22 protein-coding genes are annotated in these 23,949 nt (G+C 75.3%); 3 read left to right on the forward strand and 19 right to left on the reverse strand.

The annotated features are described in order from the left end of the window. Positions 1–84: 84 nt before the first annotated feature. The 18 genes from ACI79W_RS11740 to pyrR all read right to left on the reverse strand — a co-directional run bounded on the left by ACI79W_RS11740 (position 85) and on the right by pyrR (position 20,468). Positions 85–1,482 carry an RsmB/NOP family class I SAM-dependent RNA methyltransferase gene (locus ACI79W_RS11740; RefSeq protein WP_456562262.1) on the reverse strand — a complete coding sequence of 466 codons (1,398 nt, stop codon included), beginning with the start codon at positions 1,480–1,482 and terminating at the stop codon, positions 85–87. Beyond that, positions 1,479–2,459, reverse strand: coding sequence for a methionyl-tRNA formyltransferase (gene fmt / locus ACI79W_RS11745; protein WP_456562263.1), 981 nt, complete (start codon positions 2,457–2,459; stop codon positions 1,479–1,481). The genes ACI79W_RS11740 and fmt overlap by 4 nt, the downstream gene beginning before the upstream one ends. After that, complete coding sequence (gene def, locus ACI79W_RS11750) at positions 2,408–2,941, reverse strand: peptide deformylase (RefSeq protein ID WP_456562264.1); 534 nt, start codon at positions 2,939–2,941, stop codon at positions 2,408–2,410. The genes fmt and def overlap by 52 nt, the downstream gene beginning before the upstream one ends. After that, complete coding sequence (locus ACI79W_RS11755) at positions 2,938–3,663, reverse strand: aspartate/glutamate racemase family protein (RefSeq protein WP_456562265.1); 726 nt, start codon at positions 3,661–3,663, stop codon at positions 2,938–2,940. The genes def and ACI79W_RS11755 overlap by 4 nt, the downstream gene beginning before the upstream one ends. 198 nt (positions 3,664–3,861) lie before the next feature. Beyond that, on the reverse strand, positions 3,862–5,823 hold the full coding sequence (locus tag ACI79W_RS11760) for a primosomal protein N' (RefSeq protein ID WP_456562266.1): 1,962 nt from the start codon (positions 5,821–5,823) through the stop codon (positions 3,862–3,864). 96 nt (positions 5,824–5,919) lie between these two features. After that, the gene (metK, locus tag ACI79W_RS11765; RefSeq protein WP_456562267.1) at positions 5,920–7,134 is read right to left on the reverse strand and encodes a methionine adenosyltransferase; all 1,215 of its coding nucleotides are present in this window, start codon (positions 7,132–7,134) and stop codon (positions 5,920–5,922) included. Positions 7,135–7,234: 100 nt separating this feature from the next. Beyond that, positions 7,235–8,476, reverse strand: coding sequence for a bifunctional phosphopantothenoylcysteine decarboxylase/phosphopantothenate--cysteine ligase CoaBC (coaBC, locus tag ACI79W_RS11770; protein WP_456562268.1), 1,242 nt, complete (start codon positions 8,474–8,476; stop codon positions 7,235–7,237). A gap of 136 nt (positions 8,477–8,612) precedes the next feature. Further along, complete coding sequence (rpoZ, locus tag ACI79W_RS11775) at positions 8,613–8,876, reverse strand: DNA-directed RNA polymerase subunit omega (protein ID WP_014376157.1); 264 nt, start codon at positions 8,874–8,876, stop codon at positions 8,613–8,615. A gap of 60 nt (positions 8,877–8,936) precedes the next feature. Next, positions 8,937–9,536 (reverse strand): guanylate kinase, encoded by a 600-nt coding sequence (gene gmk / locus ACI79W_RS11780; protein ID WP_456562269.1) that lies wholly within the window; start codon positions 9,534–9,536, stop codon positions 8,937–8,939. Positions 9,537–9,581: 45 nt separating this feature from the next. Continuing rightward, positions 9,582–9,938, reverse strand: coding sequence for an integration host factor, actinobacterial type (gene mihF, locus ACI79W_RS11785; protein WP_456562270.1), 357 nt, complete (start codon positions 9,936–9,938; stop codon positions 9,582–9,584). A gap of 469 nt (positions 9,939–10,407) precedes the next feature. Next, positions 10,408–10,734: a hypothetical protein gene (locus ACI79W_RS11790; RefSeq protein WP_456562271.1), complete on the reverse strand. Its 327-nt coding sequence runs from the start codon at positions 10,732–10,734 to the stop codon at positions 10,408–10,410. Next, the gene (gene pyrF / locus ACI79W_RS11795; RefSeq protein ID WP_456562272.1) at positions 10,731–11,609 is read right to left on the reverse strand and encodes an orotidine-5'-phosphate decarboxylase; all 879 of its coding nucleotides are present in this window, start codon (positions 11,607–11,609) and stop codon (positions 10,731–10,733) included. The genes ACI79W_RS11790 and pyrF overlap by 4 nt, the downstream gene beginning before the upstream one ends. Continuing rightward, positions 11,606–12,970: a dihydroorotate oxidase gene (locus ACI79W_RS11800; protein ID WP_456562273.1), complete on the reverse strand. Its 1,365-nt coding sequence runs from the start codon at positions 12,968–12,970 to the stop codon at positions 11,606–11,608. Before ACI79W_RS11800 ends, pyrF begins: the two co-directional genes overlap by 4 nt. Continuing rightward, the gene (gene carB / locus ACI79W_RS11805) at positions 12,967–16,296 is read right to left on the reverse strand and encodes a carbamoyl-phosphate synthase large subunit (RefSeq protein ID WP_456562274.1); all 3,330 of its coding nucleotides are present in this window, start codon (positions 16,294–16,296) and stop codon (positions 12,967–12,969) included. Before carB ends, ACI79W_RS11800 begins: the two co-directional genes overlap by 4 nt. A gap of 1 nt (position 16,297) precedes the next feature. Further along, on the reverse strand, positions 16,298–17,476 hold the full coding sequence (gene carA, locus ACI79W_RS11810) for a glutamine-hydrolyzing carbamoyl-phosphate synthase small subunit (protein ID WP_456562275.1): 1,179 nt from the start codon (positions 17,474–17,476) through the stop codon (positions 16,298–16,300). Between the two features lie 106 nt (positions 17,477–17,582). Then, the gene (locus tag ACI79W_RS11815) at positions 17,583–18,872 is read right to left on the reverse strand and encodes a dihydroorotase (protein WP_456562276.1); all 1,290 of its coding nucleotides are present in this window, start codon (positions 18,870–18,872) and stop codon (positions 17,583–17,585) included. Between the two features lie 67 nt (positions 18,873–18,939). Beyond that, positions 18,940–19,860 (reverse strand): aspartate carbamoyltransferase catalytic subunit, encoded by a 921-nt coding sequence (locus ACI79W_RS11820; protein WP_456562277.1) that lies wholly within the window; start codon positions 19,858–19,860, stop codon positions 18,940–18,942. Beyond that, positions 19,857–20,468, reverse strand: coding sequence for a bifunctional pyr operon transcriptional regulator/uracil phosphoribosyltransferase PyrR (gene pyrR / locus ACI79W_RS11825; protein WP_456562278.1), 612 nt, complete (start codon positions 20,466–20,468; stop codon positions 19,857–19,859). The genes ACI79W_RS11820 and pyrR overlap by 4 nt, the downstream gene beginning before the upstream one ends. 226 nt (positions 20,469–20,694) lie before the next feature. On the opposite strand from pyrR, the gene bldD reads away from it, so the two are divergent. The 3 genes from bldD (at position 20,695) to ACI79W_RS11840 (ending at position 23,395) form a co-directional block, all read left to right on the forward strand. Then, entirely contained in the window at positions 20,695–21,252 is a 558-nt protein-coding gene (gene bldD / locus ACI79W_RS11830; protein WP_456562279.1) for a transcriptional regulator BldD, read from the forward strand. Positions 21,253–21,449: 197 nt separating this feature from the next. Next, a complete protein-coding gene (locus ACI79W_RS11835; RefSeq protein WP_456562280.1) occupies positions 21,450–22,367 on the forward strand; it encodes an ABC transporter ATP-binding protein in 918 nt (305 codons plus the stop codon). Then, a complete protein-coding gene (locus ACI79W_RS11840) occupies positions 22,364–23,395 on the forward strand; it encodes a hypothetical protein (RefSeq protein ID WP_456562281.1) in 1,032 nt (343 codons plus the stop codon). Before ACI79W_RS11835 ends, ACI79W_RS11840 begins: the two co-directional genes overlap by 4 nt. A 137-nt stretch (positions 23,396–23,532) precedes the next feature. Here ACI79W_RS11840 and nusB read toward each other — a convergent pair whose 3' ends face one another. After that, complete coding sequence (nusB, locus tag ACI79W_RS11845) at positions 23,533–23,940, reverse strand: transcription antitermination factor NusB (protein WP_456562282.1); 408 nt, start codon at positions 23,938–23,940, stop codon at positions 23,533–23,535. Positions 23,941–23,949: the final 9 nt, after the last annotated feature.

Genomic DNA, 23,949 nt, shown 5'->3' on the forward strand with positions numbered 1-23,949 from the left:
GGAGCCGCGGGGTGGCAGTCCGTGAGGGCGCACGTCACCCGCATCCTTCAGCGGCTGGGGGTCGCCGACCGGACCCGGGCCTCGTCAGCGGGTCCGGCGGAGCAGCGCCATGAACATCGCGTCCGTGCCGTGCCGGTGCGGCCACATCTGCCCGAAGCCCCCGCGCGCGATACCCGGCACCTCCGGGAACAGCGGTGCCACGGGCAGCACTTCGACGTCGTCCCGGGCGGCGGCGGTGCCGACGACGCCCACCGTCTCCTCGGTGTGCGGCGAGCACGTCACGTAGGCCAGCACCCCGCCCGGGCGCACCGAGGCCAGCGCCGCGGCGAGCAGCTCGGTCTGCAGCTCCACCAGCGCCGGGACGTCCTCCGGCGTCCGCCGCCAGCGCACCTCCGGGCGGCGGCGCAGCGCTCCCAGCCCGGTGCAGGGGGCGTCCAGCAGCACCCGGTCGAAGGAGCCGGGCGCCCACGGCGGCTCGCGGCCGTCCGCGGTCAGCACCTCGACGCCGGCCTCGCCGCCCAGCGCCTGGCGGACCAGCTCGGCCCGGTGCGGCGCCCGGTCGGCGGCGGTGAGCCGGACCCCGTCGGGGCGGAGCGCGGCGAGCAGGCCCGCCTTGCCACCGGGGCCGGCGCAGACGTCCAGCCAGGCCTCGTCCCGCCCCTCCAGCGGCGCCCGGGTGAGCAGCAGGGCGGCGAGCTGGCTGCCCTCGTCCTGCACCGCCGCGCGCCCCGCGCGCACCGACGCCAACCGGCCGGGGTCCCCCCCGCCGAGGCGCACCGCGTACGGCGACCAGGGGCCGGGCTCGCCGCCGGACTCCTCGGCGAGCGCGCCCCGCTCCACCCGCCGGGCGACCAGGTGCACCTCGGGCGCCGCGTCGTCGGCGAGCAGCGCCGGCTCCAGCTCGGAGTCGCCGCCCAGGGCGTCGCGCCAGGCCTCGACGATCCAGCGCGGGTGGTCGGTGGCCAGGGCCAGCCGCTCGTCGCCCTCGACCCCGAGGGCCGCCAGCCAGGCGGCCCGGTCACCGCCCGCGGCGACCTTCCGCAGCACGGCGTTGACCAGGCCGGAGGCCCCCGTGCCGACGATCGCGCGGGTCAGCGCGACCGTGGTGTCCACGGCCGCGTGCGAGGGCACCCGGAGGTCCAGGATCTGGTAGGCGCCCAGCCGCAGCAGGTCCAGCACCCGCGGGTCCAGCTCGGGCAGCGGGCGGGACACCAGCCCGGTCAGGATCGCGTCGAGGGTGCCCTGGGCGCGCAGCGCGCCGTACGCGAGCTGGGTGGCGAAGGCGGCGTCGCGGGGCTCGAGGTCGCGCTCGCGCAGCAGCTGCGGGAGGAGCAGGTTGGCGTAGGCGTCCCGCGCGGAGACGCCGTCCAGGACGTCGTAGGCGGTGAGCCGGGCGCCGTCGAGCGGACGCCGCCGGGGAGCCGCGTGCGGCCGGCCGCCGCGGCGTGGGCCGCCTCCCTGGCGCTTCGGCGGGCGGGTCACTCGCCCCCCAGCCGCTCGCCCGGCGCGGGGCGCGCCCCGCGGGCCCAGTCCGCCGCCGGCAGCATCCGCTTGCCCGCGGGCTGCACCTGGTCCAGCCGCACCGCGGCGTTGCCGGTGCCCACGAGCACGCCGCTGCCCTCGACGTGCAGCTCGCCGGGCTCCAGCGCCGGCCCCCCGGGCACGGGGAGGACGGGGCCGAGCCGCAGCCGCTCCCCGCGCCACGTGGTCCAGGCGCCGGGTGCCGGGGAGACACCCCGGATCCTCCGGTCGACCACGTGCGCGGGCAGCGCCCAGTCGACCCGGGCGTCCGCGGTCTCGACCTTCGGGGCGAGGCTGACGCCCTCCGACGGCTGCGGCTGCGGCTCGAGCGCGCCGGCGGCGATGCCGTCCAGTGTGGCCAGGAGCAGCTGCGCGCCGCTGACGGCCAGCCGTCCGAGCAGGTCGCCCGCGGTGTCCCGCGGCCGGATCGTCTCGGTCAGGGTGCCGTAGACGGGGCCGGTGTCGAGGCCGGCCTCCAGGAGGAAGGTCGAGGCCCCGGTGACCTCGTCGCCGGCCATGATCGCGTGCTGCACCGGCGCGGCCCCCCGCCACGCGGGCAGCAGGGAGAAGTGCAGGTTCACCCAGCCGCGCGGCGGCACGTCCAGCGCCGCTTGCGGCACCAGCGCGCCGTAGGCGACGACGGGGACGCAGTCGACGGCGAGGTCGGCGAGCTGGTCGAGGAACCCCGGCTCGCGCGGCGACCGCGGCTGGAGCACCGGGAGGCCGGCCGCGTCGGCGCGCTCCGCGACCGGGGACCGGCTCACCTTGCGGCCGCGCCCCGAGCGGGCGTCCGGCCGGGTCAGGACCGCGACGACCTCGTGGTCGGAGGCGAGCAGCGCCTCCAGCGAGGGGACGGCGGGCGCCGGGGTGCCGGCGAACAGGAGCTTCAGTGCGGGCTCACCTTCACGACGGGGAGGTAGCTGCCGTGGCCCTGCCACTCGGCGGCGCGGATCTCGGCGCGCGCGGCCGCCCGGTCGGCGTCGGCGAGCCGCTCGACGAACAGCACGCCGTCGAGGTGGTCGGTCTCGTGCTGTATCGCGCGGGCCAGCAGCTCGGAGCCCTCGACGCGCACCGGGTCGCCGTGCACGTTCCACCCGGTGGCGACCACGTGCAGGTGGCGTCGGCAGTCGTAGCGCAGGTCGGGGATGGACAGGCAGCCCTCGGGGCCGTCCTGCACCTCCTCCCCCACCGCGGCGACGTCGGGGTTGACCAGGTGGCCGACCTCCCCGTCGACGTACCAGGTGAAGACCCGCAGGCCGACGCCGATCTGCGGCGCCGCCAGGCCCGCGCCCCCGGCCGCCCGCATGGTGTCGGTCAGGTCGTCGACGAGGCGCCGGAGCTCGGCGTCGAAGTCGACGACCGGGGCCGCGGGCCGGTGCAGCACCGGGTCGCCGAACAACCGGATGGGGGTGACGCTCACCGGTCGATCGTATGCGGGGCCGCCGACCCCTCCTCGGCCAGCGCGGCCCGGACGGCGGCGGCGACGTGCAGGGCCGTCGTGGGGAACGTCGGGACGGGCACGTCGTCCGGCCCGATCAGCAGCTCGATCTCGGTGCAGCCGAGCACCACCCCCTGCGCCCCGCGGGCCACCAGCCGGTCGACCACCGCCCGGTACGCCTGCCGGGACTCCTCCCGGACGACGCCGAGCACCAGCTCCTCGTAGATGACCCGGTGCACCAGGTCGCGGTCGGCCTGCTCGGGGACGAGCACCTCCAGGCCCGCCGCCGCCAGCCGGTCGACCAGGAAGGGCTGCGCCATCGTGTAGCCGGTGCCGAGCAGCCCGACGCAGGACAGACCCTCGGCTTTGATCGCCTCGGCAGTGGCGTCGCCGATGTGCAGGAACGGCACGTCGATCGCGCCGGTGACCGCGTCGGCGACGGTGTGCATCGTGTTGGTGCAGAGGAGGACCAGGTCGGCGCCGGCCGCCTGCAGCGCCCGGGCGTCCGCCGCGAGCAGCTCCCCGGCCGCCGCCCACTCGCCGGCGGCCTGCAACCGCTGGATACCGGCGAAGTCCACCGAGAGCAGGATGCAGCGCGCCGAGTGGAACCCGCCGAGCCGGTCGCGCACCTGCTCGTTGAGCAGCCGGTAGTAGAGCGCGCTGCTCTCCCAGCTCATGCCGCCCAGCAACCCGATCGTCCTCACCGCGGCATGGTCGCAGCCCACCGGCGCCCCGTGGAGGGGTGCGGGCCTCCGACGTTCCCCGGGGCGCAGTCGCGTTCTGCCCACGCCGGCGGGGCAGAGCGCGATCGTCCGGGAGACAGCGCGACCGGGGACCCACCTGGCGGCGGCATGCGGGCACACGCCGCGGGACGCCCCCGCGGCTCCCCGGGGTGGCGAGCCCTACACCAGGTCGAGCGGGTCCAGCTGCACGCGCACGTGCTCGGGCACCTTCTTCGCGCTCCGCACGCCCTGCACCTCGGCCAGTGCGTGCGCCAGGGCAGCGCCCTCGGTCCGCGGCACCCGCACGAGGTACCGCTCGCGCTCCCCCTCCTGCCCGGGTCGCGGCCGCTCCGGCACCGGGCCCAGGAGATCGGCGGCGTCCGGGAGACGCGCGGCGGCCAGGAAGTCGGCCAGCGCCGACGGCGACCCCACCAGCGACGCCATGCGGCTCACCGGCGGGAAGCCGAGCTCCCGGCGGTCGGCCAGCTCGCGCTCGGCGAGCCCGGCAGGGTCCCAGCGCACCAGGGCCTGCACCACCGGGTGGGCGGCGTCGGCGGCGACGACCACCTGGCCGCCGGCGGGCCCCGGCCGCACGAGCGCGGCGGCGTTGGTCCACCTCCGCAGCGTCTCCTCCCCGGCCCGCAGGTCGGCCCGGCCCAGCAGCGCCCAGGAGTCCAGCAGCAGCGCGGCACCGTAGCCGCCGTCGGCCACCGGCTCGGCGCCCGGCGTGGCGACCACCAGCGCCGGACCCGGCGGCACGGTGGCGAGGACGCCTGACGTGCTCCCCGAGGTGCGGACGGTGGTCCCGGGGAAGGCGCGCGCGAGCTCCTCGGCGGTGCGCGACTCCCCCACCACCGCGGCCCGGAGCTTGGTGGCGTGGCAGTGCGGGCAGTCGAAGGTGGCCGCGGGCCGGGCGCACCAGCGGCAGGCCGGGATGCGGGTGCCCTCGGGACCGGGGCGCGGCGAGATGCCGAGCGGGCCGGCGCAGTGCGCGCAGCGGGCGGGCGCCCGGCAGCGGGCGCACGACAGCGACGGCACGTAGCCGCGCCGGGGCACCTGCACGAGCACCGGCGCACCCGCGGCCAGCGCCCGGCGCGCCGTCTCGTAGGCCAGCGAGGGCAACCGCGCGGTGCGGGCAGCGGGGTCGCGGGCGAGCTCGAAGTCGTCACCGAGCGCCTGCACCCGCGGGGCCGAGGCGCGCAGCGCCGCGCGGTCGGCGACCAGCTCGTTCGCCCAGCCCGACTCGACCAGCAGCGCGGCCTCGGCGGTGCGCGACGTCCCCGCGACGACGGCGGCGCACGAGTCGAGCCAGGCCCGCTGCACCAGCACGTCGCGGGCGTGCGGGTAGGGCGCGCGCTCGTCGGAGTGGAGGTCGTCGCCGTCGTCCCAGACGACCACCAGGCCCAGATCGCGGACCGGCGCGAACATCGCCGCCCGGGTGCCCAGCACGACCTGCGCGGCCCCGCGCGAGGCGGCGAGGAACCGGCGGTAGCGCTTCTCCGGTGAGTCGTCGGCCCGCAGGACCGTGAACGAGTGCTCGGGCAGCAGGCGCTGCGCCGCCGCGGTCAGCCGGTCCAGGTCCCGGCCGTCGGGGACCACCACCAGCGACCCGCGCCGCCCCGAGAGCGCCGCGCGGCAGAGCTCGACGAGCCGGGTCGGCCAGTCCTCACCGGGCAGCGCCGTCCAGACCGCGCGCGCCGGCCGCCCCTCGGCCAGGGCGGCCAGGAGCGCCGGGCCTGCCTGGTACCGGGCGAACCCGGCGGGGTCCGGCGGCTCCGGCAGCGCCTCCGGTGTGGGCGACTCGCGCTTCTCCGCCGCGCCGCGCCGCGGCGGCAGGGCCAGCCGCAGCACGTCGCTCGCCGTCCCCGCGTAGCGGTCCGCCACCGCCCGGACCAGCCGCGCGACCTGCGGGGTCAGCACCGGCTCGCCGGAGGGCACGTGCGAGAGCGGCTGCAGCCTGCCGGAGAAGTCGGTGCTGTCCGCCAGCTCCCAGACGACGCCGTCGACGAGCCGGCCGTGGAAGCGGACGCGCACCCGGCACCCGCCCTGCACCGTGCCGGCGTACTTCTCCGGGACGGCGTAGTCGAACGGCCGGTCCAGGTGCGCCAGGGGTACGTCCACGACGACCCGGGCGACCTGCACCGGACCAGTCTCCCCGTTCACACCGACAGGACCTCGGCGGCGGCTCCGCTGCAGGGGCCCGCGCCGAGCTCGCGAGGCGCGGGGGCAGCGGGGTCCTTAAGCGACCGCGGCCTTGAGCGCCTCCACCCGGTCCAACCGCTCCCACGGCAGGTCGAGGTCCGCGCGGCCGAAGTGGCCGTAGGCCGCGGTGGGGCCGTAGATCGGCCGCAGCAGGTCCAGGTCGCGGACGATGGCACCCGGCCGCAGGTCGAACACCGAGGTGATCGCCTTCTCCAGCGCCTCGTCGGCGACCGTGCCGGTGCCCTGCGTGTCGACGAACAGCCCCACCGGGTGCGCCGCGCCGATGGCGTAGGCCACCTGCACCTCGCAGCGGCGGGCCAGCCCGGCGGCGACCACGTTCTTGGCCACCCAGCGCATGGCGTAGGCCCCCGAGCGGTCGACCTTCGACGGGTCCTTGCCCGAGAAGGCGCCGCCGCCGTGGCGGGCCATGCCGCCGTAGGTGTCGACGATGATCTTGCGGCCGGTGAGCCCGGCGTCGCCCATGGGGCCACCGATGACGAACTTGCCGGTCGGGTTCACCAGGAGCCGGTGCCCCGTGGTGGGCAGGCCGAGTGCTGCCAGCTCCGGCTCGACGACGAGCTCCTCGATGTCGGGGGTCAGCAGCGTCTCGATGGAGATGTCCTCGGCGTGCTGCGAGGAGACGACGACCGTGTCGACGGCGACCGGGCGGTCGTCCTCGTAGACGACGGTGACCTGCGTCTTGCCGTCCGGGCGCAGGTAGGGCACCGAGCCGTCCTTGCGCACCGCGGAGAGCCGCCGGGACAGGCGGTGGGCCAGCGCGATCGGCAGCGGCATGAGCTCGGGGGTCTCGTCGGTCGCGTACCCGAACATCAGGCCCTGGTCGCCGGCGCCCTGGCGCGCGATCGCGTCCTCGACGGCCTGCTCCTGGTCGCGGACCTGGGCCTGCGTCCGCGACTCGTACCCGATGTCGACGCCCTGGGCGATGTCGGGCGACTGCGCACCGATGGAGACGCTCACGCCGCAGGAGGCCCCGTCGAAGCCCTTGCGCGAGGAGTCGTAACCGATCCGCAGCACCGTCTCGCGGACGATCGCCGGGATGTCGACGTAGCCGGCCGTGGTCACCTCACCGGCGATGTGCACCTGACCGGTGGTGATCAGCGTCTCGACGGCGACGCGGCTGCGCGGGTCCTGGGCGAGCATGGCGTCCAGGATCGAGTCGCTGATCTGGTCGGCGATCTTGTCCGGGTGGCCCTCGGTCACCGACTCGGACGTGAAGAGGCGGCGTGGCACTCGGTACTCCCTGGGGACGGCGGCTCGACGGGTCGTTCGGTGCGGAGCACCGGGGAGGAACGTTACCGGCGCGCCCCCGAGGCGGGCACGACGGCGTCCGTCAGCCCTGCGCGGGCGGGTCCAGCCGGGTCGCGACGGCGGTCCAGATCCCGGCGGCGACGGCGTCCTTGCTGCCCCGCGGGACCTCGGTGACCGGGCCGTCGGCGGCGAGCACCACGACGGCGTTGTCCGGCCGGCCGAAGACCTGCCCCGCCGAGACGTCGTTGACCACGAGCAGGTCGCAGCCCTTGCGGGCCAGCTTCGCCCGGGCGTGGGTGAGCACGTCCCCGTCGGCGTCCCCGGTCTCGGCGGCGAAGCCGACGACCAGCTGACCGGGTGACCGCTCGCCGACGAGCTCGGCGAGCACGTCGGGGTTGCGGACGAGGTCGATCCGGGTGGGCTCGGCGGCCGACCCCTTCTTCAGCTTGGTCGCGGCGACGCCGGCCGGGCGGAAATCGGCCACCGCCGCGCTCATGACCACCACGTCGGCTGCCGCCCCCCGGCCCGCCCCGGCCTCCGCGAGCATCGCCGTCCGCAGCTCCTCGGCGCTCTCGACGGCCACCACCCGCACACCGAACGGCGCGGGGGCCCCGACGTTGGCGGCGACCAGGACCACCTCGGCGCCCCGGGCGGCCGCGACGCGGGCCAGCGCCCACCCCTGCATGCCCGAGGAGCGGTTGCCCAGGTAGCGCACCGGGTCCAAGGGCTCGCGAGTGCCGCCGGCGCTGATGACCACCTTCCGGCCGGCGAGGTCGCGGGGCAGCGCGGCGGCCCCGCCCTCGAGCACGACCGCGGCCAGCGCCGCGATGTCGGCGGGCTCGGGCAGCCGGCCGGGACCGGAGTCCGGCCCGGTGAGCCGGCCGACGGCGGGCGGGAGGACGATCGCGCCCCGGCGGCGCAGCGTCGCGACGTTGTCCTGCGTCGCGGGGTGCAGCCACATCTCGGTGTGCATGGCCGGCACGAAGACCACCGGGCAGCGCGCGGTGAGCAGGGTCGCGGTGAGCAGGTCGTCGGCCCGGCCCGCGGCGGCCCGCGCCAGCAGGTCGGCGGTGGCGGGGGCGACGACGACCAGGTCGGCGTCCTGGCCGATGCGCACGTGCGCGACCTCGGGGACGTCGGACCACACGTCGGTGGTGACCGGGTTCCCGGACAGCGCCTCGAAGGTCGCCGCCCCGACGAAGTGCAGCGCCCCGGGCGTGGGGACGACGCGCACGTCGTGCCCCGCCTCGGTGAGGGCCCGCAGCAGCAGCGCGGCCTTGTAGGCGGCCACTCCCCCGCTGACACCCAGCACGATCCGGCTCATGCGCTCATCCTCCCCCACGCGCGACGACGCCCCCGGCACGGACCGGGGGCGTCATCATCACTTCGAGGTGCTGGAACGGCCCCCTCGCAGGAACCCGCCGCGAGCTCACGAGCGGTGGGGGCGAGGGGGTCCTTCTTCAGTTCTCGCCGGCGGTGTGCGCCAGCAGCCCCTCGTTGATCTCGCGCAGCGCGATCGACAGCGGCTTCTCCTGGGGCGCGGTGTCGACCAGCGGGCCGACGTACTCCAGCAGGCCCTCGGAGAGCTGGCTGTAGTAGGCGTTGATCTGGCGCGCGCGCTTGGCGGCGAAGATCACCAGGCCGTACTTGCTGCTGGTGCGCTCGAGCAGCTCGTCGATCGGCGGGTTGGTGATGCCCTCGGGGGCGGGTGCGACTCCGGACACGGTCGGACGGGTCTCCTCGATCGTTTTCGTGGGAGCGGGCGGGCCGGTGGACCGGCGGGCTCACTCGTGGGCGCTGCCCTCCGCAGGCGGAGCGGGTGGCGGCGCAGTCAGCAAGCCTACCAACTCGTCCGCCGCGCGGGCGACGTCGTCGTTGACGACCACCACGTCGAACTCGCCGGAGGAGTCCAGCTCGGCCTGCGCGATGGCGAGCCTGCGCTCCTGGACCGCCGCCGGCTCCGAACCGCGACCGGCCAGCCGGCTCACCAGCTCGGCCCACGACGGCGGGGCGAGGAAGACCAGCTGCGCCTCGGGGGCGCGGGCCCGGACCTGCCGGGCGCCCTGCAGCTCGATCTCCAGCAGCGCCGGCCGGCCGGTGGCCAGCTGGGCCTGCACCGGTGCGAGCGGGGTGCCGTAGCGGTTGCCGGCGTACTCGGCCCACTCGAGCAGCCCGTCGGTGGCGATCAGGCGGTCGAACTCGGCGGCGGAGACGAAGTGGTAGTGCACGCCGTCGACCTCACCGGGCCGGGGACGACGAGTGGTGGCCGACACCGACACCCAGACCTCCGGGTGCCGCCGCCGGACCTCGGCGACCACGGTGCCCTTGCCGACCCCGGAGGGTCCTGAGAGCACGGTCAGCCGTGCCGGTGTTGCTGCAGCCACTCGTCGTCCTCGCCCGGGGTCGTCGGCGGTTGCCGACGGCCCTCCTCAGACGGAGCCGTCGGCGGGGACCTGGTCGACGTCGACCTTGTCGCCGCCGAACTCGGCCTCCAGCGCCCGCCGCTGGTTGGCGCCCAGCCCCCGCACGCGTCGCGTGGGGGAGATCTCCAGGCGCTCCATGATCTTCGCAGCCCGCGCCTTGCCCACACCGGGCAGGGATTCCAGCACGGCGGAGACCCGCATCTTGCCGATCACTTCGTCGGTCTCGCCCTGCTTGAGGACGTCGCCGACCGTGGCGCCCTTGCTCTTGAGCCGCTCGCGCAGTTCGGCGCGCGCCTTGCGGGCCGCGGCCGCCTTCTCCAGGGCGGCGGCCCGCTGTTCCGGGGACAGTTCAGGCAGGGGCATCGTGCAACCCAATCGTGTCGTCGTCGGCCGATCTCCGGCCGGCGCTCGTGCGGTTCCCGGAGACGCACCGCGTCTCCGCTGCGAGCCTCTCGGTCGTCGTGGTTCCCGGCAAATCCGCAGGTCACGCGGTGGCACGGGGACCGGCCGCGCGACCCGGCGACCCCCGGTCCGCACGTTCCCCGCCCGCCCGGTGACCGTCCGTGATCCCCGCAGGTCAGGGGCTCCATCCGGACGGACCGGTTTCGCCCGGTCGACCGTCCTCGCAGGGCATCGACGGGACCGCGACACGCCGACGGGACGACACGCCCGGCGACGGTTCCCGGCCCGGTCAGCGGCCCGCGGCACCGCTCGGTGGAGGCGCCCGTCCCGTGCTCCGGGACGTCGACCTCGCCGTGCGGTCGCCGCCCTCGCGGTGCGCGGCGGGAGCAGCGGCGGTGCCCCGAGGGCGACCGGGCACCGTGGCGACCGCTCAGCGCGCCGCCGGCGGTCCCCCGCGCGGTGCCCTGCGCCCCAGCGCCCAGCCACCCAGGACGGCGAGGACCAGCAGGCCGACCACGGCGAGGCCGACGCCGGCGAGGTGCCCCCCGGTCCACAGCACCGACCAGCCGTCGAAGCTCAGGGTGAGCTCGCTGGCGTAGGCCTCGTCGACCGGCTGGTACGGGGCGTAGCTGCCGGTGTACGTCGTCCAGCCGAACTCCGGGGGCCCCACCCGGTTGGCCGCCGTGAAGGTCAGCACCCCGGCCACCAGCAGGGCGGCACCGAGGACACCCACCGCCCAGGGCGCTCCCCGCCTCATGCCGCCAGGGCCTCCGCCCAGCGCTCGGCCGCGGCGCGCAGCGCGGCGGGGCCGGGGCCGGCGCCGAGCACGTCCCTCGACACCGTGGGCACGACGGCGGCGCGGTCGCCGAACAGCCGTCGCAGGTCGCTGACCGTCCCGCCCTGCGCGCCCAGCCCCGGGGCCAGGACCGGGCCGCCCAGACCGGCCAGGTCGACGTCCAGCTCGCGCAGCGTGGCACCGACCACCACCCCGAAGGAGCCGGTGGTGGGCCCGAACCCGGTGGCGAGGTCCCGGACGGCGCCCGGCTCGGGCAGCGGGTCGCCCACGACCCAGGCGGGGGTGTTCCAGCCGCGCACGGTGTCGACGACGACCTGGGCGGCCGACCGTCCGCCGGTGAGCGCGCGCTGGAGGGTCCCGGCATCGGGGTTGGAGGTGCGGGCCAGCACGAACAGCCCACCGCCGTGATGCCGCGCGGTGTCGACGGCCGGCTGCAGCGACCCGGGCCCGAGGTAGGGGTTGACGGTCATCGCGTCCACCGCCAGCGGGTGGTCGCCGCGCAGGTGGTCGGCGTAGGCGGCCATGGTCGAGCCGATGTCGCCGCGCTTGGCGTCGAGCAGCACCAGCGCCCCGGCGGCGCGCGCCCGCGCCACCCCCTCCTCGAGGACGGCGAGCCCGCGGGAGCCGAACCGCTCGTAGAAGGCGACCTGCGGCTTGAGGACGGCGACCGAGCCCGCCAGCGCGCCGACCACCGCGTCGGTGAACGCGGCCACCCCGTCGGCGCTGTCGGGCAGCCCCCAGGCGTCGAGGAGGGCGGCGTGCGGGTCGATGCCGACGCACAGCGGCCCGCGGGAGGCCACGGCGTCGGCCAGCCGCTGCCCGAAGGGTGCGGTCACGGTGCCTCCACGGATCGGGACAGGCTCTCCCCCAGCGCATCGACGCAGCGCCGGGCGAGCAGGGGGTCGGCGAACGCGCCGGCGGCGGACTGCACGGCATCGGCACCGGCGGTGAAGAGCGCCTCGAACGACGCCGGGTCGGTCACCCCGCCCATCGCCAGGACGTCGAAGTGCACCCCGCCCGACGCGCGCAGCGCCACCAGGCGGCGGGTGAAGTCCAGCGCCGGCTCGCGCACCGCGATGCCCGACAGCCCGGCCAGCTCCCGCCCGGGGAAGGTGGGCGAGCCGTCGCTGCGCCGCACCCGGCTCTGCACGGTGTTGATCCCCGCGATCCCGTCGACCAGCGGCGCCAGCCTCGGGACCAGCGCGGCGAGCCGCTCGCGGTCGAGCCAGGAGAGCTTGGCCACCAGCCCGGTGCGGTCGTCGAGCTGCCGGCGCACCGCCTCGACGACCGCGACGGTGGCGTCGGCGTCCAGGCACAGCGGCGGCTTCACCCCGGCCGCCGACCGCTCCAGGGTGTTCGGGCAGGAGAGGTTCAGCTCCACCACCGTCCCGCCGGCCTCCTGCGCCATGAGCGCGGTGCGGGCGAAGTCCGCCGCGAGGTCGTCGCCCTCCCCCATGACGCTCACCAGGAGCAGCTGCTCGTCGCCGACCGCGGCCACCGCGTGCGCGAGGTCGGCCATCCAGTCCTCCGGCTCCGGCGAGGGGACGCCGAAGGAGTTCACGCTGCTCACGGCCGGTGAGCCCGGCTCCACCCAGTCCCACGGGTCGGAGACGACGTCCGCGGCGGCCCCCGGGGGGAGGCTCGACGTCTGCCCCGGGGCGACGGTCCAGTTCGGGGCCTCGTTGGGCGGGTGGGCGCGACCGCGGACGGTCTTGTACGTCAGCACGTTCCAGCCGTTGGCCACGTTGTGCCGCACCCACGCCGCGCTGCCGTTGAGCACGCAGGAGGAGACCCCGATCGGGAAGCCCACCGTGCGGCCGAGCAGCGGCCAGCGCCGGCCGCCCGCCGTCGGTCGCTCGGGCAGCCGTGGGCCCAGCGGGCGCTCCAGGTTCTCCCGGAAGGAGCCCAGCACGTCGTAGGCCGGGCTCGGCACCCCGTGGCGGGCCAGCAGGTCGGCCTGCCTGGCGGTGTAGAGCACGCGCGTCAGCAGCGGGAGGTCCTCCTCGCCCACCGCGCCGGCGGTGAGCCGGGCGGCCAGGTCGGTGGCCGCACCGGTCAGCGCCTCCAGGTCGGCCTGCGGGGGTCGCCCGAACCGGGTGACCCCCTCGGCGAACGCCGCGGGCAGCCCCTCGACCAGCCCGCGGGCGACGACGTCGTCGCGCAGCCGGCGGACCGCGCCGGGCGACGACGTCGTCACGCCTGCGTCCCCGCGAAGGTGCTCGGGCCGCCGTGGGTGCCGCCGGCCAGGGCGGCGTGCACCTCCTGCAGGCTGCGCACCCCGATCCCGCCGTGCCGGAGCGCCTCGATGCCCTGCACCGCGGCGGCCATGCCCTGCACGGTGGTGATGCACGGGATGCCGGCGCTCACCGCGGCCGTGCGGATCTCGTAGCCGTCCAGCCGCGGACCGCTGTTGCCCGGCGCCCCGAACGGCGTGTTGAACACCAGGTCGACGTCGCCGGCCTGGATCCGCTCGACGACGTTGCCCGGGCCCTCGCTGAACTTCCCGACCACCTCGGCCGCGACCCCGTGCCGCCGCAGCACCTGCGCGGTGCCGGTGGTCGCGAGCAGGTGGAAGCCCAGGTCGGCCAGCCGTTTGATCGGGAAGACCGCCGAGCGCTTGTCCCGGTTGGCCAGCGACACGAAGACCGTGCCCTCGGTGGGCAGCGAGCCGTAGGCGGCGGCCTGGGACTTGGCGAACGCCGTCCCGAACTGCGCGTCGAGGCCCATGACCTCGCCGGTGGACTTCATCTCCGGGGACAGCACCGTGTCCACCCCGAACCCCTCGATGGTGCGGAAGCGGTGGAAGGGCAGCACGGCCTCCTTGACCGCGATCGGCGCGTCGTCGGGCAGGTCGGTGCCGTCGCCGGCCGCCGGGAGGACGCCGGCGGCGCGCAGGTCGGTGATCGACTCGCCGACGGCGATGCGCGCGGCCGCCTTCGCCAGCTGCACCGCTGTCGCCTTGGAGACGAACGGCACCGTGCGGCTGGCGCGCGGGTTGGCCTCGATGACGTAGAGGATGTCGTCCTTGATCGCGTACTGGACGTTCATCAGCCCGCGGACGCCGATCCGCTCCGCCAGCTTCCCCGTCGCCGCGCGGATCTTCAGCAGGTCCGCCGAGCCGAGGGTGATCGGGGGCAGCGCGCACGCCGAGTCGCCGGAGTGGATGCCGGCCTCCTCGATGTGCTCCATGACGCCGCCCAGGTAGAGGTCGGTGCCGTCGTAGAGGGCGTCGACGTCGATCTCGACCGCGTCCTCCAGGAAGCGGTCGACCAGCACCGGGTGGTCGGCGCTGACCTCGGTCGCCTTGGCGATGTAGGCCTCGAGCGTGGCGTCGTCGTAGACGATCTCCATGCCGCGGCCGCCGAGCACGTAGGAGGGGCGCACCAGCACCGGGTAGCCGATCCCCGTCGCGATCGCGTGCGCCTCGGCGAACGTCGTCGCCGTGCCGTGCTTGGGCGCCAGCAGGCCGGTGTCGGCCAGCACGCGGGAGAACGCTCCGCGGTGCTCGGCGGCGTCGATCGCCTCCGGCGAGGTGCCCAGCACCGGCACGCCGGCGTCCTTCAGCCGCTGCGCCAGGCCCAGCGGAGTCTGCCCGCCGAGCGTGCAGATCACCCCGGCCACCGGCCCGGCCGCGCGCTCCGCCTCGACGACCTCGAGGACGTCCTCGAAGGTCAGCGGCTCGAAGTACAGCCGGTCGGCGGTGTCGTAGTCGGTGGAGACGGTCTCGGGGTTGCAGTTGACCATCACCGCCTCGTAGCCGGCGTCCTGCAGCGCCATGACGGCGTGCACGCAGGAGTAGTCGAACTCGATGCCCTGGCCGATCCGGTTGGGCCCGGAGCCGAGGATCAGCACCGCCGGCTTCTCGCGCGGCTGCACCTCGGTCTCCTCGTCGTAGGACGAGTAGTGGTACGGGGTGCGGGCGGCGAACTCGGCGGCGCAGGTGTCGACGGTCTTGTAGACCGGCCGCACGCCCAGCCGCCAGCGCAGCGCCCGGACGCCGTCCTCGCCGGCGAGCTCGGGGCGCAGGGCGGCGATCTGCCGGTCCGACAGCCCGTGCCGCTTGGCCCGCCGCAGCAGCCCCGCGGTCAGGGACGGCGTCTCGCGGACCTCCTCGGCCACCTCGCGGACCAGCGCGACCTGGTCGACGAACCACGGGTCGAAACCGCTGGCCTCGGCGACCTGCTCGACCGTCGCGCCCGCAGCCAGCGCCGCCTCGGCGGTGTAGAGCCGGCCGTCCACCGGGGTGCGCAGCGCCTCCAGCAGCTCCTCGGCCGAGCGTGCCTCCGCGCCCCCGGTCCAGAAGCCGGCGACCTTGGTCTCGGTGGACCGCATCGCCTTGCCCAGCGCCTCGGGGAAGTTGCGGCCCATCGCCATGACCTCGCCGACGCTCTTCATCGTCGTGGTCAGCCGCGGGTCGGCACCCGGGAACTTCTCGAAGGCGAACCGCGGGATCTTCACCACGACGTAGTCCAGCGTCGGCTCGAACGCCGCCGGGGTGACGCCGGTGATGTCGTTGGTGATCTCGTCGAGCGTGTAGCCGATGGCGAGCTTCGCCGCGATCTTGGCGATCGGGAAGCCGGTGGCCTTCGACGCCAGGGCCGACGACCGCGACACCCGGGGGTTCATCTCGATGACGACCAGTCGCCCGTCGGCGGGGTTGACGGCGAACTGGATGTTGCAGCCGCCGGTGTCCACCCCGACCTCGCGCAGCACGGCGATGCCGACGTCCCGCATCCGCTGGTACTCGACGTCGGTGAGGGTCATCGCCGGCGCGACGGTCACCGAGTCGCCGGTGTGCACGCCCATCGCGTCGATGTTCTCGATGGAGCAGATGACGACCACGTTGTCGCTGCGGTCGCGCATCAGCTCGAGCTCGTACTCCTTCCAGCCGAGCACCGACTCCTCGATGAGGACGGTGTGCACCGGGGAGTCGGCCAGCCCGTGGGCGGCCATGCGGCGCAGCATCGCCTCGTCGGTGGCGAAGCCGGAGCCGAGACCGCCCATGGTGAAGCTGGGGCGGATGACGACCGGGTAGCCGACCTCCTCGGCGGTCCCGATCGCCTCCTCGACGGTGCCGCACACCCGCGAGCGCGGGGCGTCCGCGCCGATGGACCGCACGATGTCCTTGAACATCTGCCGGTCCTCGCCGCGGTTGATCGCGTCGACGTCGGCACCGATCAGCTGGACGCCGTACTTCTCCAGGACGCCGCCCTCGTACAGGCCGATGGCGATGTTGAGCGCGGTCTGCCCGCCCAGGGTCGCCAGCAGCGCGTCGGGGCGCTCCTTGGCGATGACCTTCTCCACGAACTCCGGGGTCAGCGGCTCGATGTACGTGGCGTCGGCGATCTCCGGGTCGGTCATGATCGTCGCCGGGTTGCTGTTGACCAGGCTGACCCGCAGCCCCTCGGCCTTGAGCACGCGGCAGGCCTGGGTGCCGGAGTAGTCGAACTCGGCGGCCTGGCCGATGAGGATCGGGCCGGAGCCGATCACCATCACGTGCTGGATGTCGGTGCGCCTGGGCACGTCAGGCCTCCTTCTCGCCGGTGCTGCGCTCCACGACGGGAGGCGGGCTGACGGCTGTCCCGCCCCCGGGCCGATCCCCGCGGGCGGTCTCCATCAGGTCCACGAAGCGCTGGAACAGGGGTGCGGCGTCGTGCGGCCCGGCCGCCGACTCCGGGTGGAACTGCACGCTGAACGCGGGGGCGTCGACCAGCCGCAGCCCTTCGACGACGTCGTCGTTGAGGCCGACGTGGCTGACCTCGACCGGGCCGTAGGGCGTGTCGGTCGGCCGGTCCAGGGGCGCGTCGACGGCGAAGCCGTGGTTGTGGCTGGTCACCCGCACCGTGCCGCTCACCCGGTCGAGCACCGGCTGGTTCAGGCCCCGGTGGCCGAAGCGGAGCTTGTAGGTGCCCAGGCCCAGCGCCCGGCCGAGGATCTGGTTGCCGAAGCAGATGCCGAACAGCGGCCGGCGGGCCTCCAGCACCCCGCGCACGGCCTCGACGGCGTAGTCCGCGGCGGCCGGGTCGCCGGGGCCGTTGGAGAGGAACACCCCGTCGGGCCCCGCGGCCAGCAGCTCCTCCGCGGTGGCCGTGGAGGGCAGCACGTGGGTCTCGACGCCGAGCGCGGCCAGGTGGCGCGGGGTGGCGGTCTTGATGCCGAGGTCGAGGGCGGCGATGGTGAACCGCTTCTCCCCCACCGCCGGGACGACGTAGGGCTCCCCGGTGCTGACCGTGGGGGCGAGGTCGGCGCCGGTCATGCCCTCGGCCGCGGTGACGCGGGCGAGCAGCTCGTCGGCGGAGAGCTCGGTGCTGATCCCGGCGCGCATGGCGCCCCGGTCGCGCAGGTGCCGGGTCAGCGCCCGGGTGTCGACGCCGCTGATGCCGACGACCCCCTGCGCGACCAGCTCGTCGTCCAGGCTGCCGGTGGCGCGCCAGTTCGCCGGCCGGCGGGCGGGGTCGCGGACGACGAAGCCCGCGACCCACATGCGGCTGCTCTCGTCGTCCTCGCCGTTGACGCCGGTGTTGCCGATGTGCGGCGCCGTCATGGTGACGATCTGGCCGGCGTAGCTCGGGTCGGTGAGCGTCTCCTGGTAGCCGGTCATGCCGGTGGCGAAGACCGCCTCCCCGACCGTCGTCCCGGTGGCGCCGTAGGACTCGCCACGGAACGTGCGCCCGTCCTCGAGCACGAGGAGCGCTTCTGTCACTTCACTGCCTTTCCGGTGCATGCCACCCCGGGCGAGATCGGCGATCCCGCCCCCTTCGAGCCCTTGATGGGGGCGAGAGCGCAGATCTCGTCCCTGCGGTTACCACTCACCGTGTTGCCTTTCCGTCGAGCACGGTCGGGACGCCCCGCAGGAACGTCGCGACCACCCGGCCGGGGAGCTCCCGGCCGGCATAGGGGCTGTTGCGGCTGCGGCTGGCCAGCGCCGCGGGGTCGACCACCGCGCGGGTGGCCGGGTCGACGAGCACCAGGTTGGCCGGCTCACCGGGCGCGATCGGGCGGCCGTGGCCCTCCAGTCGGCCGATCGCCGCCGGGCGCACCGACATCCGGTCGGCGACGCCGGCCCAGTCGAGCCGGCCCGGCTCGACCATCGTCTCGATGACGACCGAGAGCGCCTGCTGCAGACCCAGCATCCCGGGCCGGGCCTGCGCCCACTCGCTCTCCTTGTCCTCCACCGCGTGCGGGGCGTGGTCGGTGCCGACGGCGTCGATCGTGCCGTCGGCCAGCCCGGCCCGGAGCGCCTCGACGTCGGCGTCGGTGCGCAGCGGCGGGTTGACCTTGAAGACGGGGTCGTAGCTCTCGGCGCACGCGTCGGTGAGCAGCAGGTGGTGCGGGGTGACCTCGGCGGTGACCTGCACGCCGCGGGACTTCGCCCAGCGCAGGATCTCCACCGAGCCCGCCGTCGAGACGTGGCAGACGTGCAGCCGGGCGCCGACGTGCTCGGCGAGCAGCACGTCGCGAGCGATGATCGCCTCCTCCGCGGCGGCCGGCCAGCCGGTCAGGCCGAGCCGGGCGGAGCGGTCCCCCTCGTGCATCTGCGCTCCGACGGTGAGCCGCGGCTCCTCGGCGTGCTGGGCGACGACGCCGTCGAAGGCCTTCACGTACTCCAGCGCGCGGCGCATGAGCGCGGGGTCGGCGACGCAGTGCCCGTCGTCGGAGAAGACCCGGACGCGCGCGGCGGAGTCGGCCATGGCGCCGAGCTCGGCCAGCCGCTCCCCCGCCAGCCCGACGGTCACCGCACCCACCGGCACGACGTCGACCAGGCCGGCCTCCTGGCCCAGCCGCCAGACCTGCTCGACGACACCGGCGGTGTCGGCGACCGGGTCGGTGTTGGCCATCGCGTGCACGGCGGTGAACCCGCCGAGCGCTGCGGCCCGTGAGCCTGTCTCCACGGTCTCGGCGTCCTCGCGGCCGGGCTCGCGCAGGTGGGTGTGCAGGTCGACCAGGCCGGGGAGGGCGACCAGCCCGGCGGCCTCGACGACCTCCGCGCCGGGGACCTCGAGCGACGCGCCCACCGCGGCGATCCGGCCGTCCTCCACCAGGATGTCGGCAGGGTCGCCGCCCAGCGGCCGGGCGCCCTTGATCAGGACGGTGCTCATGCGCTGCACATCTCCCCGCTCCGCTCGGCCGTTCCCTCCGCTCCTCGCTCGTTCCTCGCTGCGATGCTCACTCACTGGGCCCCCCGAGCAGCAGGTAGAGCACGGCCATGCGGGTCGAGACCCCGTTGGCGACCTGCTCGACGATCGTGGAACGGACCGAGTCGGCCACCTCGGCGGCGATCTCCATGCCGCGGTTCATCGGGCCCGGGTGCATGACGATCGCGTCGTCGGGCAGCGCGGCCATGCGGCGGGCGTCCAGGCCGTAGCGCCGGCTGTACTCGCGGGCGCTGGGGAAGAACGAGGCGTTCATCCGCTCCGCCTGCACCCGCAGCATCATGACGACGTCGCTCTTGGGCAGCGCGGCGTCCAGGTCGTAGCCGACCTCGGCCGGCCAGCTGCCCACGCCCACCGGCAGCAGCGTGGGCGGGGCCACCAGCGTCACCTCGGCGCCCAGGGTGTGCAGCAGCCCGACGTTGGAGCGCGCCACCCGGCTGTGCAGGACGTCGCCGACGATCGTCACCCGCACGCCGTCGAGGCGGCCCAGCCGCTGCCGGATCGTGTAGGCGTCCAGCAGCGCCTGGGTGGGGTGCTCGTGGGTGCCGTCGCCGGCGTTGACCACGCTGCCCCGCACCCAGTGGGCCAGCCGGTGCGGCGCCCCGGAGGCCGAGTGCCGGACGACGACGCCGTCGGCGCCCATCGCCTCGAGGGTGAGGGCGGTGTCCTTGAGGCTCTCGCCCTTGGAGACGCTGCTGCCCTTGGCGGAGAAGTTGATGACGTCGGCGCTGAGCCGCTTGGCCGCGAGCTCGAAGCTGATCCGCGTGCGGGTGGAGTCCTCGTAGAAGAGGTTCACCACCGTGCGCCCGCGCAGGGTGGGCAGCTTCTTCACCTCGCGGCCGGCGAGCGCCTGGTCGATCTGCGCGGCGGTGTCGAGCACCAGCGTCGCGTCGTCCCGGTCGAGGTCGGCGGCCTCCAGCAGGTGCCGCTTCACCGGTCCCCCTCCTCGGTCACGAGCACCTCGTCGACGCCGTCGGTCTCGGCCAGGTGCACCCGCACCTGCTGCGACCGCGACGTCGGCACGTTCTTGCCGACGAAGTCGGCGCGGATGGGCAGCTCCCGGTGCCCCCGGTCGACCAGCACCGCCAGCTGGACGCTCCGCGGGCGGCCCAGGTCGCGCAGGGCGTCCAGCGCCGCCCGCACCGACCGGCCGGAGAAGAGGACGTCGTCGACGAGGACGACGAGGCGGTCGTCGATCCCGCCGTCGGGCAGCACCGTGGGCTCCAGCGCCCGGACCCCGCGCAGCCGCAGGTCGTCACGGTAGAGCGTGATGTCGGCGGTGCCGACGTCGACCGCGACGCCGGTGAACGCCTGGATGCGGGCGGCCAGCCGGCGGGCGAGCGGAGCACCCCGGGTGGGGATGCCGACGAGCACCAGGTCGGAGAGCCCTCCGTCGGGCGCGCCGGGGTCCACCGTGGCGGCCCGCTCGATGAGCTGGTGGGCCATGCGGTCGACGACGCGCGCCACGTCGGCGGACGAGAGGAGGACGGTGGGGACTCCACCGGGAGCCGTGCTCCGGACAGGGTCGGGCGAGCGGGCCATGAGGCCTCCTTCCCCGCCTCACGGGACGGGTCGTTAAAGGAGTGGTCGGACCGGCGTCGACGGTACTGCACGGCCACCGGGCGCCCGCCGGCCCCCGGGAGCACCCGCCCGGGGGCAGCGCCCGCCTGCGCTTTCGCGCCTTCCCGCCTGTTGTGATCCGCGCTTCGCACGTACGCTGCGTGACGAACAGCCCCGATCCGAGACGACGGACAGTGAGCAGACAGCGATGAGCACCGACTACTCACGGGCCCTCGGCGCCCGGCTCCGCGCGATCCGCAACCAGCAGGGCCTCTCCTTGCAGGGCGTGGAGGACAAGTCGCACGGCCGCTGGAAAGCGGTCGTGGTCGGCTCCTACGAACGCGGCGACCGCGCCGTGACCGTGCAGCGGCTCTCCGAGCTCGCCGTCTTCTACGGCGTCCCGGTCTCCGAGCTGCTGCCCGACCCGCGACCCAGCTCCGCGGTCACCTCGACCAACAAGATCGTGCTGAACCTCGAGTCGCTGGGCTCCCTCCCGGCGGACGAGGCGGGCCCGCTGGCCCGCTACGCCTCCACCATCCAGGCGCAGCGGCACGACTACAACGGCAAGGTGCTGTCGATCCGCGCCGAGGACCTCAAGTCCCTGGCGATCATCTACGACATGAGCCCCGACGAGCTCACCTCCCGGCTCATCGAGTGGGGTGTGCTCTCCCCCGGCATGGAGGGCATCGTCAGCGCCGGTGGCGACGACGAGCTCGAGGAGGACGTCGACGACACCTGGGGTGACCGCCGGCGCTCCCCGCGCTGAACCAAGGCCCCCCTGGCCCTCGCGGCTCGCACGCTCGTCGTGGGGCCCTGCAGGGGGCCGTTCCAGTGCGTCACCCCGGGCCCTCGGCGTCCGCGGACCGGCTGGTCTCGGACACGCGCCGCAGGTGCTGTCGCCGGAGCAGCGGATGTGCCAGGGTGCGGCGACCCGGACGCCCGACCGGGAGGCGGGAGTCCGGCGTGCCTGCGGTGCAGATGGCGGGGGTCGCCAAGACCTACCGCGGACGGGGCGGTCAGGTGCTCCGCGCGCTCGACGGCCTGGACATGACCGTCGACTCCGGCGGCGTGCACGGGTTGCTCGGGCCCAACGGGTCGGGCAAGACCACCTCCATCCGGGTCCTGCTGGGGCTGGTCCGCCCCTCCGCCGGTGAGATCCGGCTCCTGGACCGCCCGGTGCCGACCGACCTGACCCGGGTGATCGGCGAGGTGGGCGCCCTGGTGGAGACGCCGCTGTTCTTCCCCGGCTTCTCCGGCCGCCGCAACCTCCGGCTGCTCGCCGAGACCGCCGGGGTGCCGGCGGCCCGCGTCGAGGAGTGCCTGGAGCTCGTCGACCTGCGCGACCGCGCCGACGACCGGTTCAAGGGCTACTCCCTCGGCATGAAGCAGCGTCTCGGCATCGCGGCGGCGCTGCTCAAGGCGCCGCGCCTGCTGATCCTCGACGAGCCGAGCAACGGGCTGGACCCGGCCGGGATCCGTGACGTCCGGGAGCTCATCCGGCGGCTGGGCCGCGACGGCCGCACGACGGTGCTGCTCTCCTCCCACCTGCTCGCCGAGATCCAGCAGGTCTGCGACTCGGTGACCATCCTCGCCCGGGGGCGCCAGGTCGCTGCCGGCCCCGTGGCCTCGGTGCTGGACCGCGCCGGCACCGGCGACGTCCGCGTGGCGGTGCCCGATCCGGCCGCCGCCGCCGCCGTGCTGGGCGGAGCCGGGTTCACGGTCTCCCCCGCGCCCGACGGGCAGATCCTCGTGCACGGCGCCCTGGCGCCGGGCGAGATCACCCGCGTGCTCGCCGGGCACGGCCACTACGTCGAGGAGCTGGTCCGCGTGACCCCCGACCTGGAGAGCGCCTTCCTCGCGATCACCGGGGAGCAGGCGTGAGCGCGGTGACCGACCAGCCCACGACCTCCACGCAGCCGGCCGCCACCCGGCGGCGGGGCAGCCTGTTCCGCGCCGAGGTGCACCGGTTCACCTCCCGCCGGTTCATCCAGGTGCTGCTCGGCCTGGCGCTCCTCGGCTGGCTCGGCGCCGTCGTCATCGGGTTGCTGAACTTCGGCGAGCCGAGCGACGCCGACGTCGCCGCCGCGACCCAGCAGCGCGACGAGTTCCTCGCCGGTGAGCGGGAGTTCCGGCAGGTCTGCGAGCAGGACGCCGAGCAGGCCGGGCAGCCCGTCGACCAGTTCTGCGGCCCGCCGCTGACCGAGTCCGACGTCCCCGTCTCGGACTTCCTCGCCACCGCGCCCTTCGACCTCGCCTCGGCCGGCGAGCCCGGCGCGATCGGGTTCGCGGTGGCCGCCTCGGTGCTCGCCTTCCTCATCGGGGCGACCTGGATCGGGGCGGAGTGGTCCACCCGCTCCGTCGTCGCCCTGCTGTTCTGGGTCCCGGACCGGCTGAAGGTCATCGGCACGAAGACCGGCGTCCTCGTCCTCGCGACCCTGACCCTCGGCGTCGCCGCTCAGCTGGCGTGGCTGGCGATGGCGTGGCTGCTCGACGCGGTGGTCGGCAGCGACGCCGGGGTGCCGGACGACTTCTGGTCCGGGCTGCTGGCCGCGCAGGGGCGCGGCATCGTGCTCACGGTCCTCGTCGGGCTCATCGGCTTCGGCCTGGCGAACCTGGTGCGCAACACCGGCGCGGCCCTGGGCGTCGGGTTCGTGTACTTCGCCGTCGCGGAGAACGCTCTGCGCATCCTCGAGCCCACGCTGGACCGGTGGCTGCTGTCCACCAACTCCATCGCGCTCGTCCTGCCGGGCGGCCTGGAGTTGTTCGACCCGGGTGCGGCGGGGCCCGCGCTCGCCGAGCCGGCCACCTACCTGGTGACCAACCTGCAGGGCGGCCTGGTCGTCGGGGTGTTCGCCGCGGTGCTCGTCGGTGCCGGCACCTGGCTGTTCGTCCGGCGCGACCTGCACTGAGGAAGGACCCCTCCGCCCCCCACCGCTCGCGGCGGCCCCTGCGGCGAGGCCGGGCGTGTCCGCACGCTCCTCGCCAGACCCTCCGGGCCCACCTCGTCGGTGCCGGGCACCGGCGGCCGAGCCGTCGAGAGCTGCCGCTAGGCCGTGGGGACCTCGGCGGCGAGGATGGCACCCAGGACGCCGTTGACGTACCGGGGCGACTCGTCGGTGGAGATCGCGCGGGCCAGTTCGACCGCCTCGTCGATGACGACGGCGTCGGGGACGTCGTCCACCCAGAGCAGCTCGAACGTCGCCATGCGCAGGATCGCGCGGTCGACGTCGGGCAGCCGGTCCAGCGACCAGCCCGACGTGTGCGCCTCGATCAGTTCGTCGATGCGCGCCCCGTGCTCGTCGACGCCCTGGACGAGCCGGATGGCGTGGTCGGGGACCGGCGGGTTGCCGTCGGCGACCCGCTCGCGAAGGAGCTCCATCCGCTCCCGGCCCCGCACGTCGGCCTCGTAGAGGACGTCGACGGCGCGCTTGCGCGCCTTGGTCCGTGCAGCCACCGGGTCAGC

The sequence above is a fragment of the Blastococcus sp. SYSU DS0533 genome (assembly GCF_054050775.1).